This window comes from Micromonospora sp. CA-269861, assembly GCF_050948505.1.
In the GTDB taxonomy this organism is placed as follows: Bacteria; Actinomycetota; Actinomycetes; order Mycobacteriales; family Micromonosporaceae; genus Micromonospora.
This window is the reverse complement of record NZ_CP192014.1, coordinates 2100523-2114839: the sequence shown is the minus strand read 5'-3', so window position 1 is coordinate 2114839 and position 14317 is coordinate 2100523. Positions and strand designations below refer to the sequence as shown.

The 14317-nt window shown below is 71.4% G+C and carries 15 protein-coding genes; 7 read left to right on the top strand and 8 right to left on the bottom strand.

The annotated features are described in order from the left end of the window. Positions 1-55 precede the first annotated feature (55 nt). Positions 56-997: an SDR family NAD(P)-dependent oxidoreductase gene (locus ACQP0U_RS09725; RefSeq protein WP_433317679.1), complete on the bottom strand. Its 942-nt coding sequence runs from the start codon at positions 995-997 to the stop codon at positions 56-58. Between the two features lie 132 nt (positions 998-1129). On the opposite strand from ACQP0U_RS09725, the gene ACQP0U_RS09720 reads away from it, so the two are divergent. Continuing rightward, complete coding sequence (locus ACQP0U_RS09720; protein WP_433317677.1) at positions 1130-1951, top strand: helix-turn-helix transcriptional regulator; 822 nt, start codon at positions 1130-1132, stop codon at positions 1949-1951. Between the two features lie 6 nt (positions 1952-1957). On the opposite strand, the gene ACQP0U_RS09715 is transcribed toward ACQP0U_RS09720, so the two are convergent. From ACQP0U_RS09715 to ACQP0U_RS09705, 3 genes are all read right to left on the bottom strand, one after another. After that, the gene (locus ACQP0U_RS09715; protein WP_433317675.1) at positions 1958-2725 is read right to left on the bottom strand and encodes a TetR/AcrR family transcriptional regulator; all 768 of its coding nucleotides are present in this window, start codon (positions 2723-2725) and stop codon (positions 1958-1960) included. Between the two features lie 89 nt (positions 2726-2814). Next, the gene (locus ACQP0U_RS09710) at positions 2815-4449 is read right to left on the bottom strand and encodes an MFS transporter (protein WP_433317673.1); all 1635 of its coding nucleotides are present in this window, start codon (positions 4447-4449) and stop codon (positions 2815-2817) included. Further along, complete coding sequence (locus ACQP0U_RS09705; RefSeq protein WP_433317671.1) at positions 4443-5138, bottom strand: SDR family NAD(P)-dependent oxidoreductase; 696 nt, start codon at positions 5136-5138, stop codon at positions 4443-4445. Before ACQP0U_RS09705 ends, ACQP0U_RS09710 begins: the two co-directional genes overlap by 7 nt. A 162-nt stretch (positions 5139-5300) precedes the next feature. On the opposite strand from ACQP0U_RS09705, the gene ACQP0U_RS09700 reads away from it, so the two are divergent. From ACQP0U_RS09700 to ACQP0U_RS09685, 4 genes are all read left to right on the top strand, one after another. Beyond that, positions 5301-6593, top strand: a complete 1293-nt coding sequence (locus ACQP0U_RS09700; RefSeq protein WP_433317669.1) for a sensor domain-containing protein — start codon at positions 5301-5303, stop codon at positions 6591-6593. Beyond that, the gene (locus tag ACQP0U_RS09695; RefSeq protein ID WP_433317667.1) at positions 6581-7246 is read left to right on the top strand and encodes a response regulator transcription factor; all 666 of its coding nucleotides are present in this window, start codon (positions 6581-6583) and stop codon (positions 7244-7246) included. Before ACQP0U_RS09700 ends, ACQP0U_RS09695 begins: the two co-directional genes overlap by 13 nt. 95 nt (positions 7247-7341) lie before the next feature. After that, the gene (locus ACQP0U_RS09690) at positions 7342-8403 is read left to right on the top strand and encodes a Gfo/Idh/MocA family oxidoreductase (protein ID WP_433317665.1); all 1062 of its coding nucleotides are present in this window, start codon (positions 7342-7344) and stop codon (positions 8401-8403) included. Positions 8404-8680: 277 nt separating this feature from the next. Next, on the top strand, positions 8681-9229 hold the full coding sequence (locus ACQP0U_RS09685) for a DUF1062 domain-containing protein (RefSeq protein WP_433317663.1): 549 nt from the start codon (positions 8681-8683) through the stop codon (positions 9227-9229). 152 nt (positions 9230-9381) lie between these two features. Here ACQP0U_RS09685 and ACQP0U_RS09680 read toward each other — a convergent pair whose 3' ends face one another. Next, complete coding sequence (locus ACQP0U_RS09680) at positions 9382-9573, bottom strand: hypothetical protein (protein WP_433317661.1); 192 nt, start codon at positions 9571-9573, stop codon at positions 9382-9384. Positions 9574-9658: 85 nt separating this feature from the next. Further along, a complete protein-coding gene (locus tag ACQP0U_RS09675) occupies positions 9659-9883 on the bottom strand; it encodes a winged helix-turn-helix domain-containing protein (protein WP_433317659.1) in 225 nt (74 codons plus the stop codon). A gap of 216 nt (positions 9884-10099) precedes the next feature. Between ACQP0U_RS09675 and ACQP0U_RS09670 the strand changes: the two genes are divergently transcribed. Next, positions 10100-10303: a hypothetical protein gene (locus ACQP0U_RS09670; RefSeq protein WP_433317657.1), complete on the top strand. Its 204-nt coding sequence runs from the start codon at positions 10100-10102 to the stop codon at positions 10301-10303. A gap of 132 nt (positions 10304-10435) precedes the next feature. Here ACQP0U_RS09670 and ACQP0U_RS09665 read toward each other — a convergent pair whose 3' ends face one another. Together ACQP0U_RS09665 and ACQP0U_RS09660 are read right to left on the bottom strand one after the other, a co-directional pair. Then, positions 10436-10657: a hypothetical protein gene (locus ACQP0U_RS09665; RefSeq protein ID WP_030335934.1), complete on the bottom strand. Its 222-nt coding sequence runs from the start codon at positions 10655-10657 to the stop codon at positions 10436-10438. A gap of 275 nt (positions 10658-10932) precedes the next feature. Further along, complete coding sequence (locus ACQP0U_RS09660; protein ID WP_433317655.1) at positions 10933-12015, bottom strand: NYN domain-containing protein; 1083 nt, start codon at positions 12013-12015, stop codon at positions 10933-10935. Between the two features lie 219 nt (positions 12016-12234). On the opposite strand from ACQP0U_RS09660, the gene ACQP0U_RS09655 reads away from it, so the two are divergent. Then, entirely contained in the window at positions 12235-14271 is a 2037-nt protein-coding gene (locus ACQP0U_RS09655; protein ID WP_433317653.1) for a glycosyl hydrolase family 28-related protein, read from the top strand. Positions 14272-14317 lie beyond the last annotated feature (46 nt).

Below are 14317 nucleotides of genomic sequence, written 5' to 3'. Positions count from 1 at the left end.
CGTACCACCCGGAATGCCAGGCCCGAGGCGGTTCCGCCGAGCCGGGCCGTCCTGGTCAGCGGCCCGCGGTGACGGCGCGCTGGGAGATCAGATCGGATGCCACGGTCCAGAGCCGCTCGGCGTTACCCGGGTCGACCGCGTACGCGGCCACGCCGCTGTAGTCGGCCGGCCGCTCGGTGACGGTCGGGGCCTCGGCGCAGTCCTCGAAGTAGCGACCACCGACGCCGTCCAGCAACGGGGACGCCGCGAGCAGCACCGAGGTCGCGGCCCCCTGCTGCGGGGTCTTGTGCATCTCCTTTGGCGACTTGAGCCCGCCTGTGTGCTTCTGCAGGCCGGTGGCGATCGCGCCCGGGTTCAGCGCGTTGGCGTGGATGCCCTCATCGGACCAGCGGCGCGTCACCTCGACCGCCAGCAGAGCCTCGGCGCTCTTGGACTGCCCGTAGGCCAGCAGCGGGTCGTACGGCCGGAACGCGAAGTGCAGGTCGTCGAAGATCACCGGGGAGAAGAGGTTGCCGCTGGAGCTGACCGACACCACCCGGGCGCCGCCGGCAGCGGCGAGGGCGTCGTGCAGGCCGACGGTCAACGCGAAGTGCCCCATGAAGTTGGTGGCGAACTGCATCTCCCAGCCCTCGGCGGTGCGCTCCAGCTCGGGCAGCGCCATGATGCCCGCGTTGTTGACCAGGATGTGCAGCGGCTGGTCCCAGCCGGCGACGAACTGGCGTACCGAATCCTGGTCGGCCAGGTCCAGCGCGCGGACGGTGACCCGCTGCGCGCCGATGCTGGCCGCGATGTCGGCGGCTGCCTGCTCCCCCGCCGCGACCCGGCGGACCCCGAGCACGACCTCGGCGCCGGCTGCGGCGAGCGAACGGGCGGTCTCGACGCCGATACCGGCGGCACCGCCGGTGATGACGGCCCGCTTGCCGGTCAGGTCGACCCCGGCGAGGACCTCGTCGGCGGTCGAGGCGAAACCGAAGGGGGTCGTGATGCGCTCTGCCATTACTTGTCCCATCTCTCGATCACGCTTACCTCGACACTGTCACCCGGGTGGCAGGTGCCAGCCGGTTCCCTGTTTTTCCTGGTAGCGGCAGGACCAGGCTGGCTGGCCGATGGCGGCTCCTACGATGGGCGGGTGAGCACGGCCGGCCCGCTCGGCGAATACCTGCGTGCCCGGCGCGAGCTGATCGGGCCGGGTGACGTCGGGTTGCCCGCGCACGGCCGTCGGCGGGTGCCCGGCCTGCGGCGCGAGGAGGCCGCCCTGCTCGCCGGCATCAGCGCCGACTACTACCTGCGGTTGGAGCAGGGGCGCGACCGGAACCCGTCGACCCAGGTGGTCGAGGCCCTGGCCCGCGCGCTGATGCTGGACGCGGACGCGACCGCCCACCTGCACGGCCTGGCCCGACCAGCGCCGGCCCGCCGCAGGGCGCGACCCTCGGAGCGGGTGCCGGTGGGCATCCGACAGTTGGTCGGCTCGTGGGCCGAGACACCCGCCTTCGTGCACGGCCGACACCTGGACGTGCTCTTCGCCAACCCCGTCGCGACCGCGCTGGCGCCGATCTTCACCCCCGGGGTGAACCTGCTACGCGCGGTCTTCCTGGACCCGAGCGTGGCGGCGCTCTACCCGGCCCTGACGGCGGTCGCGGCCAACGCCGTGGCCGGCCTGCGCGCACAGGTCGGGCCCGAGGTGGACGATCCTCGCCTCGTCGAGCTGGTCGAGGAGCTGACGGCCGGCAGCGAGCGGTTTCGGCGGTTGTGGGCCCGGCACGACGTGACCGCCCGCGCGGGCGGCGGAGTGCGGGTGTTCCAGCACCCGGAGCTGGGCGAGTTGGCGTTGCGCTACGAGAAGCTCACGATCAGCGGCACCACCCAGTCGCTGGTGGTCTACCACGCCGAGCCGGGCAGCCCGTCGGCGCGCTCGCTCGCCCGGCTGCCCCGCAGGGCAGCACCACGCTAGGGCTGGCTACCGGTTGGCCGCCCGCTCGGCGACCACCACCGAGATCCCGTCGAGGACGCGTTGCAGGCCGAACTCGAACGCGTACTCCGGGCCGTACGCGGCACCGTGCTGCTGGCCGGCCGCGGTGCCGACCCGGGAGGCTGTCGGGTAGGCGTCGGCGGCCATGAACGTCTCCAGCCAGGGCGCGTGCGACTGCCACCACTGGCCGTCGGTCAGGCCGGTCTCGCGCTCCAGGTCGACCACCTCGGAGGCGGCCCGCGCGGCGCTCTTCACGTGACCCAGCACGAGGGTGAGCACCGCGTCGACCTCGACGTCGGTGAGCCCGATGTCGACGACCGCGCCGAGCTCGTAGTCGTACTTGGCCATCAGGTGTGGGCCGAGCACCGGTCGGGTCGTCTCGGCCCGCAGCATCCAGGGATGCCGCTGGTAGAGCGCCAGGTTGTCGCGGGCGATCCGCTCCAGCCTGGTGCGCCAGTCACCCTCGACGGTGGGGCGCGGCATCTCGCCGTACGCGGTGTCGATCATGACGGCGACGAGTTCGGCCTTGCCCGGCACGTACGTGTAGACCGACATCGTGCCGACCCCCAGCGCCTCACCGACCCGGCGCATGGTCAGCGCGTCGAGCCCCTCGGCGTCGGCGATGTCGATCGCGGCCCGCACGATCCGCTCGACGCTGAGCGCCGGACCGGCGCTGCGGCTGGTCGGCTCCCGGGTGCGCCAGAGAAGGGCCAGGCTGCGGGCCGGGTCCGCGGTCGCCTTGCGCTCACTCGCCATGGTGCGGCCATCCTAACAACGCGGCCGTACGCCGTACGTCCGCGCCGGCCTGCTGGCGGATGCGCCGTGCGGTCGCGACAGGGCGTGGTTCAGAGCGCCTCGCGGTCGTCCGACAGCGTCGGACCGGCGGCGGCGGGCACCAGGTGTCGGACCTCCGGCTCCCCGTCGGTCAGCTCCCGGGCCCGTTGCTCGGCGGCGCGGTCCTCACCTGTCAACCGGCCACCGTGCTGGCGCAGATGCTCGTCCCAGGACGGCACCAGGTACACCTCGACGAACCGGTCGGTCGTCTCGGCCGGGCGGAACAGCCCCCAGCGCATCGCGCCGGTCCGCTGCCGCGCGCCACGCACCAGGTCCATCGCCGACAGGAACCGTTGGGTCCGCTCCGGCCGCACCGTGTACTGCACCGTCACCAGCACCGGCCCCACCCCCGGGTCCGGCTCGTGCGCGAGGTGCAGTTGGGGCCAGTAGGCCGCCGGTTCACGGTTCACCGACCGCAGGTCCGGCAACGGCCAGATCCGACTCGTCAGGGTGCCGACAAGCATCAGCGCCGCCGCGGCCAGGTACGCGACCACCAGCCCGGCCATGTCGGCCACCAACCCCCAGACCAGCGCGCCGAGCGCCTGCCCACCGGCGAAGCACACCTGGTACACGGCCAGGCCCCGGGCCCGTACCCAGCTCGGCAGGTAGAGCTGCATCTCGGCGTTGACGTTGGCCAGCACCGTCACCCAGGCCGCACCGGCGGGCAGCAGGGCGAGGAGCACCAGCGGCACCACCCGCACGGTGCCGACCACGGTCAGCGCCACGGTGAACAGCGCCCCGGCGATCAGCAGGAGCTGGTTGGCCGACAGCCGGGTACGGATCACGGCCAGCAGCACGCCACCCGCGATGGCGCCCACCCCGAGGGCGGCCAGCAGCACCCCGTACCCGCCGGAGCCCAGCCCCAGCCGCCGATTCGCGACCAACGGCAGCAACGCCCACAACGCGCTGGCCGGGACCACGAAGACCAGCGCACGGCGCAACAGCCGGCGGACGGTCGGCGAGTGGCGGACGTAGCGGCTGCCCGCGCGCAACGCGGCGGCGAACCGCTCGGGCACCTCGACCGCGCGGGCGTTGCCGGGCCGCCAGCGCCACAGCGCGTACGCGAAGATCGCGAAGGCGACCGCGTTGATGCCGAAGACCGGGGCGACGCCGGTACGGGCGATCAGCACGCCTGCCACCGCGGGCCCGACCGCCCTCGCCACGTTCACGCTTATCGACCCGAGCGCGGACGCCGACCGCAGTTGGTCCTGCGGCACCAGCTCCGGGATCACCGCCGCCCAGGCCGGCAGGGTCAGCGCCTGCCCGACCCCGAACGCGAAGGTGAGGGTGAGCAGCAGCGCCGGCGGCATCCGGCCGGTCAGTGTGAGCAGGGTCAGCGCCACCGCGACCGCCACCAGGAACAGCTGCACGGCGATCAGCAGGTGCCGGCGGTCGAAGCTGTCGGCCAGCACCCCGGCGGGCAACGCCAGCAGCAGGACCGGCAGCAGACTGGCGGTCTGCACCAACGCGACAAGGGTCGAGGCGTTGGAGTGGTTGATCAGCAGCCATTGCGCGCCGACGGTCTGCATCCAGGTGCCGATGTTCGCGGCGAGCAGGGCCAGCCACAGGTTGCGGTAGACCGCCGTACGCAGCGGCGCCCAGGCCGAGGCCGGACGGTCGGCGGCTCCGGCTGCGGCCGTCACCACCGCCCGTCCGCGCGCAGCACGCGCTCACCGGAGACGTAGAGGTCGTCGGGTTCGAGCAGCAGCAGCCGGACGACCTCGGTGGCGACCTGTTCGGGCATGGCGTACACCTCGTCCAGGAACTCGGCGCCCACCCGTTCCTGTAGCCGCGTCGGCATCGGGCCGGGATGCAGCTGCATTACCTTGACCCGGTTGCTGTGCTGGGCCTCGGCCAGCGATTCGACAAGGCTGTTGCCGTAGCTCTTGGTGGCTCGGTAGACGGGGATGCCGGGCCGGGGGGCCGCCAGCGCCAGCGCGCCGATGTACACGACGTTGCCGTGACCCTGCCGGTGCAGATGCTGCACCGCTTCCCGCAGCAGGTACGTGATGCCCAGAACGTTGATCTCCACGGCCCGGCGGATGTGCTCCACCGACAGATCCCCCAGGTCGCCGCCCGCCCACATCGAGGCGCAGGCCGCCACCCCGTCGATCGTGCCGTAGCGCTCGACCACCTCGGCGAACCCGTCGCGTACCTGCTCGTAGGAGGAGATGTCGCAGACGGCACCGTCGCAACCCAACTCGTCGGTTGCGGCAGCGACCTCGGCCGGCACGTTGCCGAAGACCACGACCTGATGCTCGTTCACGAGCAGTCGGGCCACCGCGAGGCCGAGACCGCTGGTCCCGCCGACCACCACGAAGGTTCTGGCACCCATGTCTCTCCAGCCGCCGCCAGCACAGGTCACGCGGGCCGCGCGACGGCGCGTTCTTCCCGTTTTCGGACCTCGCACACCCGTTCGGCGGTAGTGCTGGGCATACCCCGAAGAGTGGATCTGGACGGCTGGGGCGGCCGGTCGCTCCCGATTAGCGTCTGCTGCATGACCACGGAACACCCTTCGCACCTGGCCGAGGCGCTGCGCCGCCGCCGCTGGCTGATCTCGGCGTGGCCCTGGCGCGCACTGGCCTACCTGGTGACCACCGTGCCGATCGCCGGCGTGCTCGGCGTCGGGCTGCTCATCATCGGCGCGCCCATGCTGCCCGTCTTCAGCACGCTCCGGCAGCACGGCCGACCGCCGAGCATCGCGCTGATGCTGTTCCTGATCACCGGAAGCGTCATCCTGGTGGCGCTGGCCCCGATCCTGAGCTTCGCGGTCTCCGCCGTCGAGCGGTGGCGGGTCCGGCTCGTCGACAACCGTCCGCTGCCCTCGTCGCCGTGGCCGGGCCTGGCCGCCCGCTACCGCAGCGCCGCGACCTGGCGGGAGGTGGCGTACCTGTTCTGGCTGGGCGGGTTCACGCCTGTCGCGTACTGGGTGTTCCTGGTGCTGGTGCTCCTCGACCTCGGAATGATCACCAGCCCCTGGCTGGCCGGCGACGCCAACGAGCCGGTGGTGATCTGGCAGCCGATCGACAGCACCGGCGAGGCCGTTCCGTACGCGATCGTGGGGGTGCTGCTGATCCCGGTGCTCTGGTACGCCGCCGGGCTGCTCGCCGCGCTCCAGGGGGCCGTGGCCCGGTGGGTGCTGGCCCGACCGGTGGACGCGGCGGCGCTGCGCGAGGTCACCCGCTCCCGCACCCGGCTGGTCGGGGCGTACGAGGCCGAACGCCGCCGCATCGAACGCGACCTGCACGACGGCGCACAGCCCCGGCTCACCAGCCTCACCCTCCAGCTGGGGCTGGCCCGGCTGGACGTACCCGAGGACTCCCCCGCCTCCCGACCCCTCGCCGTGGCGCACGACCAGGCCCGGGGCCTGATGGTGATGCTGCGGCAGTTGGTGCACGGCATCCGCCCGCAGAGCCTCACCGACCTCGGCCTTGCCGGCGCCGTACGCGAGCTGGCCGACGCCGCCACCATCCCGGTCACCGTGCACGCCGACCTGCACGACGAGTTGTCGGAGATCGTGGAGACCACCGCCTACTTCGTGGTCTCCGAGGCGCTGGGCAATGTCGCCCGGCACGCCCAGGCGACGCGCGCCGACGTACGCCTCACCCGGGCCGGCGGTGACCTCGTCGTCGAGGTGACCGACGACGGCCACGGCGGCGCCGACCCGGCCCTGGGCACCGGCCTGACCGGGCTCGCCGATCGGGTCGCCGCGGTGGACGGCCGGCTGCTGCTGTCCAGCCCTCCCGGCGGGCCTACAGTGGTCCGGGTGGAGCTGCCATGCCGCCGGTGACCCGGGTGGTGCTCGCCGAGGACGAGGTGCTGCTGCGGGAGGGGCTGGTCGCCCTGCTGACCCGCTTCGACTTCACGGTGTGCGCGGCCGTCGGCTCCGCGCCCGAACTGCTGGCGGCGGCCCGCGAACACCAACCGGACCTGGTGCTCACCGACATCCGGATGCCGCCCGGCCGCCGCGACGACGGGCTGCGCGCGGCCGTCGCGCTGCGCGCCGAGCGCCCCCACCTCCCGGTCGTGGTGCTCAGCCAGTACGTGCAGACCGGGTACGCGGCGGCGCTGCTGGACAGCGGCGACGGCCAACGGGTGGGCTACCTGCTCAAGGACCGGGTCGCCGAGGTCACCGAGTTCGTCGACACGCTGCACCGGGTCGCCGGAGGTGGCACCGCCATCGACCCGGACGTGGTCCGGCAGCTCCTGCACCGCCCCCGCGACCCGCTCGCCGCGCTGTCCGCCCGGGAACGCGAGGTCTTGGCGCTACTCGCCGAGGGGCGGTCCAACGCGTCGATCGCCGGCCGGCTGCACGTGAGCGAGGCGGCGGTCGGCAAGCACGTCGGCAACATCCTGTTGAAGCTCGACCTGCCACCCAGCGACGACACCAACCGTCGGGTGCTCGCCGTCCTCACCTACCTGCGCGCCGATCCGGCGAGCTGACGGGCCGAGATCGGGCCCGGCCACCCCGGGCGTAGATTCACCTCAGCGGTACCGACGCCAGGTCAGGGCGCGGACCAGGGAGACGGGGGCACGGCATGGCGAAGGCGCTGCGGGTTGGTCTGCTGGGGTACGGGCTGGCGGGCCGGGTGTTCCACGCACCGCTGATCGCCGCAACCCCCGGGCTGCGGCTCGACGCCATCGTGACCCGTGATCCGCAGCGGCGCGAGCAGGCGGGACAGCACTTCCCGGACGCCCGCCTGGTCGACGACGCCGACGAGTTGTGGCGTACCCCGGACGCCCTGGACCTGGTCGTGGTGGCGACGCCGAACCGGCACCACGTGCCGCTGGCGCGCGCGGCGCTCGCCGCAGGCCTTCCGGTCGTCGTCGACAAGCCGTTGGTGGCCACGGCGGCCGAGGGTCGCGCGCTGATCGACGAGGCGACCGAGCGTGGGGTGCCGCTGACCGTCTTCCAGAACCGGCGCTGGGACGGCGACTTCCTGACCGTCCGCCGCCTGGTCGAGCAGGGCGAGTTGGGGCAGGTGCTGCGCTTCGAGTCCCGGTTCGAGCGGTTCCGGCCGACCATCAAGCCGGGCTGGCGGGAACTCGCCGGTCCGGAGGAGGCCGGGGGTGCCCTCTTCGACCTCGGCGCCCACCTCGTCGACCAGGCGGTGCAGCTGTTCGGCCCTGTCGACCGCGTCTACGCGGAAGTAGACCGTCGCCGCGCCGGCGCGGCCGTCGACGACGACGCCTTCGTGGCGTTGACCCACGCCAACGGGGTCCACTCGCACCTGTGGATGGGCGCGGTGACCGCCCAGCTCGGGCCGCGCCTGCGGGTGCTGGGCGACCGGGCCGGCTACACCAGCTACGGGCTGGACGTGCAGGAGGCGGCGCTGCACGACGGCGGCCGACCGGACCAGCCGGGCTGGGGCGAGGTCCCGCCGGACCGCTACGGCCTGCTCGGCGTCGACGGTGACCTGCGGCCGGTGCCGACCGAGCCCGGCGCGTACCAGAGCTTCTACGCGCAGGTGGCGGCCGCGCTGCGTGACGGCACACCGATGCCGGTGGACCCACGGGACTCGGTCGACACCGTCGAGTTGATTGAGCTGGCGCACCGGTCGGCGGCCGAGGGCGTCGTGCTGCCGGTCCCGGCCGCCTGACCGGGCCGGTCGGCGGCCGAGGGCGTCGTGCTGCCGGTCCCGGCCGCCTGACCGGGCCGGTCGGCGCCTCCTGCCACCTGGGCTGCTGAGGTCTGCGCGAAAACCAGTGGAGCGGCGCCGCCGTGCGCCGTTACCGTGCTGCGCAACTTGGTCGTCTAGGCAAGGACGTGCCGTTGTACACCCTGTGAGACCTCCCGAGAGCTGATCTGTCGCGCGTCGCGCCATCTGCGCCGCGCTCCTTTTGCTGCGGATTTCTCACTGAAACCGGTGTACCTCTGTGCTCAAAAATTGGGCCGTCGTGCCCACCTGCCTGCCCATCATCAAGCGCCGTTGCCACGCGTGCGCGTCCCAACGCCTTCGGGCGAGCGGCAAGTTCCGCGTCAACGCCAACCACAAGCTCCTCGACGCCTGGCTTCTCGCGCTCTGCACCGCGTGCGGGGAGACGGCGAAGCTCACTGTCCTGGAGCGGATGACCGTGCGCTCCATCCCACCCGAACTGCTGGACCGGCTCCATGCCAACGACCCGGGCCTGACCGCCGACCTGCTCCAGGACCCGACCGTTCAGCACCGAAACCGGTTCGTCCTGGACTGGACCGACGCCTGGCGTCTCGACACCGGCGGATCGGATCACCTGGACCGCGACATGATCGATGTCGCGGTCCGCAACGCGGCGCGGATCCCGGTCCGACCGACCCGACTGATCGCCGACGGTATTGGTCTGTCGCGGGCCGAGGTCGACCGGCTGATCACGGAGGGGAAAGTCGTTTCGGCGGTCCGGTTGAGCGGCAAGCTCTCCGGCGACTTCACCTTCACGCTGAAGCGCTGACCCACCCTGGGTGCCTGTCCGGCAGGACGCCGGGCAGGCACCCTCGGCGATTGCGCGCGTTGATCAACTCGGTTTTGTGAAAGTCGCGGTGTCAGACCGCCTGCAACACCGCGATTTCACGGAAGACGAGTGGATCATGCCTACGGGCAGCATCAGTCGGCGTCCCGCTCGGAGGGGGCGTCGTCCGGCGCCCGGGCGTCGTCGTCGGTCAACGCGTCGTCGTCAACCAGCGCGTCGTCGCTCAGCGCGTCGTCGGACGGGGTGGCGAGGTCGGCGAGCCGCCGCTCGGCCTCCCGGACCTCCTCGTCGAGCCTGGGGTTGTCCTCGTCGGGACCCTGCGACATGGGCGACCTCCATCGGGCGCGACCGGCACATCTGCGTGTACCCGACCTGAGGGCGGAGACACGGAGGTCTGCCACCATCCCTTGATCAGATGTCCTCGGCGACCCACAAGCCACGGCCCTGGAGACCCACCACCAAGCCGCGGGTCTGAAGAACGATGATCGCCCGCTGGACCGTGGTCACACTGACGTCGTAGAGGTCCGATAGTTCGTTGTACGTGGGAAGACGCTCCCCTGCCGCGTACTCGCCGCTCTTGATGCGAGCGGCGAGGTCATCGGCCACCTCTCGGTATCCGCCGGTAGGTATGGGCATGTGAAGGTTCCTTCGTTCGGCACCTTTCATCGGACCACGCTGCCAACACACCTTCAACACCAACATTGCCTTAGGTACTAAAGGTCTCTAAGGTCGAAGGCAGTGGTCAGTTTCCTTCGTTCGGCAACGGCGGACCGGGCCACCCCCTCCCAGGGGCGACGCTGAACCTGTCGGCTCTGGGAGGGCCTGATCGCGTCTCGCGGAAGGGTGCCGATCATGGCGATCGACGAGCCCGTGTCCAAGGCGACCGAGTTGTTCACGGCCGGACGGGTATTGAATACGCACTGGACTCGGGCGTACGACAGACCGTGGCGAGCGGGCGGCTGCCTTGAGTGCCGAGGTCGCGACAACTGCCCGCAACTGGATTGGGCGTTGGCGCTTCTGGCCGAGGTTGCTTCCGTCATGCTGCAGAAGCGGTGACCCTGTGCGCTACACGTGGCCGGAGAGCGACCGCTGAGCGCGTTCGGTGGACCGGTGTACCGAGCGCCGGGCCGGTCGGCGGGCGCGCCGGGCTGGAGCCCGGGAGCGTTGCCGACCCGGCCCGGTGCCGGATCAGCGCTGCTTCAGCTCGCGCCAGGATGGGTGGGTGCCGCGCCAGGCGTCGGCGAGGATGGCCGCCGAGGCCCGGCTGGGGCACTGCTGCACCCGCTCACGACCCGACGCCCCACCGATCTGGGCGCGGACCTCCCAACCCTGCCCGTCAGTACGGATGTACACGTCCCGGCGCCCGCGCGGGGTCGTGTCTCCGTTCCACCAGTGTTCCTCCACCTTCATTCGCCGACCGTATAGCAATTCCCGCGCCGAGGGTACGGCGCAGGTATGCCCGGACTGGGGCAAGGGCGACATTCCAGGCGCATTTCGGCCCAACCGTTGACGGTTCGAAACCATAACGGGCGGTTCTCCCGCTCCTGACTTGCAAATCAGGAAGCCCTACTGTGCACCCTCCCCGCAACCCCCACCCCCGAACCCTGTCGATCAAGAGGTTCGCGTCATCAAGCACGCTCCCGATGACGCAAACCTCTTGATCGACGCGCGAGGACCCAGGGCGGTCAGGTCTGGGTGGTCAGGAGGTAGTCGTCGGCCTCCGGGCTCCAGCGCAGATCCAGTACGCCGGCGGTGGCCGCGGCCTTGCAGAACTGCAGGAAGCTGCGGTAGCCGAGCTTCTTCTCGCTGAAGTCCGGGCGGGCCCGGCGTACCTGGTTCTTCAACCCGGACAACGCCACCGGGTTGCCGCTGCTACCGAGGTCCGCCACGACGCCCCGGAGCAGGCCGAACGCCACCTCCCGGTCGCCGTGCTCGGGCAGCGAGACCTCGGGGTCACCCTTGGCCGGGCCCTCGGCCAGCTCGATCACGTTGCGCTCGGCGAGGTGCCGCAGCAGTTCCCCGAAGGTGCGGAAGCCGTAGTCGGACTCGCTGAAGGTCGGGTCCTTGCGCAGCAGGGTGCGCTTGAGTCGGGAGGCGGTGACCTCACCGTTGGCGCTGCCCTGCAATCCCGCGACCGACTGGGCGACGAGCACGGCGAGGGTGTCAACGTCCCGTTCGGGTTCTTCGCCCTCCGGTCGACGGTCCACCTCCCGCTCCGGCTCCGGTGGGCGCTGCTCCGCGCCGGCCTGCCGGGTGGTGGGACGAGCACGCCGACCGCGGGCCGGCGGGATGTCCACACCCTCCAGCCGGTCGTAGTAGAGGAACTCGTCGCACGCCGGGGGAAGCAGGCCCGAGGTGGACCCCTCGACCCCGACGCCGATGACCCGCTTGTTCAGCTCGCGAAGCTTGTGCACCAGCGGGGTGAAGTCGCTGTCACCACTACAGATCACGAAGGTGGAGATGTAGTCGCGTTCGAACGCCAACTCGATCGCGTCGACCGCCATCTTGATGTCCGCGGCGTTCTTGCGGGACGCGCCCATCCGCTGCGGGATCTCGATCAGCTCGACATGGGACCTGGTGAGCATCCGACGGTCCTCGTCGAAGTAGGACCAGTCGGCGTACGCCCGGCGGACCACCACCCGACCGCGTTCGGCCAGCGCGTCGGCGATGGGCCGGAAGTCGAAGGCCGCGCCGCCGCGATGGTCACGCGCGCCCAACGCGAGGTTCTCGTAGTCGAGGAATAGGGCGATCCGGTCTTCTTGATCCACGCGGATCAGCCTACGCCGGGCGCGAGCTGGTCGGGGCGGGCGACGCGCGACACCTCAACTCGACGACCGTCCATTTCTTGCGGCCTGATAGTCGTTTATTTTCGTTGTTCGATAGGCGTCTTGCAGTGGCATGTCTGGTGCTGCATCATGACGATCAATGTCGGGCGTCGGGGGAGCGCCGGGCGGACCTCCACCACCACCCACCCAGGAGGGTCACCGATGTTTCGCAGCCTCATGCCGGCCCGGGGACGCCCCGGCCGGCCCGGCGGCACCGCCGTCGCGCTCGCGGCCGGTCTCGCCGTGCTGGTCGCCGGGCCCACCGTGGCCACCGCCAGTCCACAGGCGTCCGCCGGCACGCAGCCGGTGGTCACCCGGGCCGCCCTCGATCCGGCGCTGGTCGCCGGACGGGGCGCGGACGTCGACTTTCTCGAGCAGGAAGCCGAGAACGCCCGCACCAACGGCGAGATAATCGGGCCCGACCGGTCCGCCTACACGCTGCCCGCGGAGGCTTCCGGCCGCCGGGCGGTCCGGCTCACCCCCGGCGAGTACGTCGAGTTCGTCCTGCCCAGCGCGGCGAACGGGATCACCGTGCGGTACAGCATCCCGGACGCCCCGCAGGGCGGTGGGATCACCGCGCCGCTGCGGGTCGCGGTAAACGGCAAGCACCTGCGCACCATGACGCTCACGTCGCAGTACTCGTGGCTCTACAACCAGTACCCCTTCACCAACGACCCGCAGGCCGGGCTGCTGCACCCGGACTGGTGGATCACCGAGTGCCAGTGCGTGCCGTCGGCCACCACGCCGTACCCGAGCATCAGCACGCCGTTCCGGCCCACCCACTTCTACGACGAGCAGCGGCTGCTGCTCGGGCGTACCTACCGGGCCGGCGACAAGGTCCGGCTCACCGCGCCGCCCGGTAGCGCCGCCGCCTGGACCGTCATCGACCTGCTCGACTCCGAGTTGGTCGCGGCGCCGCACGTCCGGCTGCTCGCGGCGAACGTGCTCGCCTTCGGCGCCGACCCCACCGGCCGGCGGGACTCCGCCGACGCGCTGGACCGGGCCATCGCCTTCGCCCGGCGCGCCCACCTCAAGGTGTACATCCCACCGGGCACCTACCAGGTCAACCGGCACATCATCGTCGACGACGTGACCATCGAGGGCGCCGGCAACTGGTACACCATCATCAAGGGCCGCGAGGTCGCCCTGCCGACCCCCGCGCCGGACGGCTCGGTGCACACCGGGGTCGGGTTCTACGGTCGCGACGCTGCCGACGGCGGCAGCCGTAACGTGCACCTCTCCGGCTTCACCATCGAGGGCGACGTGCGCGAGCGCATCGACACCGACCAGGTCAACGCGATCGGTGGGGCGATGAGTGACTCCACCATCGACGGGCTCTACCTGCACCGCACCAAGGCGGGCCTGTGGTTCGACGGCCCGATGCGCAACGTCCGCGTCACCAACAACATCATCGTCGACCAGATCGCCGACGCGCTCAACTTCCACACCGGCGTGACCGACTCCCTCGTGGCGCACAACTTCGTTCGCAACACCGGCGACGACGGCCTGGCGATGTGGTCGGAGAAGACGGCCAACGCGCGGAACACGTTCGACCACAACACCGTGCAGTCACCGACCCTGGCCAACGGCATCGCCATCTACGGCGGCACCGACACCACCGTCTCGCACAACCTGGTCGCCGACCCTGTGCGCGAGGGCAGCGGTCTGCACGCCGGGTCCCGTTTCGGCGCGGAGCCGTTCACCGGGTACCTGCGGTTCACCAACAACACCACGGCCCGCGCCGGCACGTACGAGCTGAACTGGAACATCGGGCTGGGCGCGATCTGGGTCTTCGCCCTGGACCGCAGCATCGAGGCGCCCATCGAGGTGACCGGCGACGCGTACCTGGACAACACGTACAACGCGATCATGCTGGTCAGCGACTGGCCGGTGAAGGATCTCTACTCGATCAATGACGTGCGGTTCCGGGACGTCCGGGTCGACGGCACCGGCACCTCGGTGGTCAGCGCCCGCGCGGCCGGGTCGGCCTCGTTCGCCAACGTGGACGCCCGCAACGTGGGCGCGGTCGGCGTCAACAACTGCGGATCGTTCCACTTCACCCCGGCCGGTTCGGAGTTCACCCTGACCGACAGCGGCGGTAACGACGGCGGCTGGCTCGCGCCGTGGCTGCTGCCCAACACCATCACCTGCGACGACCGGCCGCCCGTGTCGCCGCCCCCGCCTCCGGCGCAGTGGTGAGAGCGGTGGGCGGCCCGACCTTCTCGGGCCGCCCACCGCACGCAAC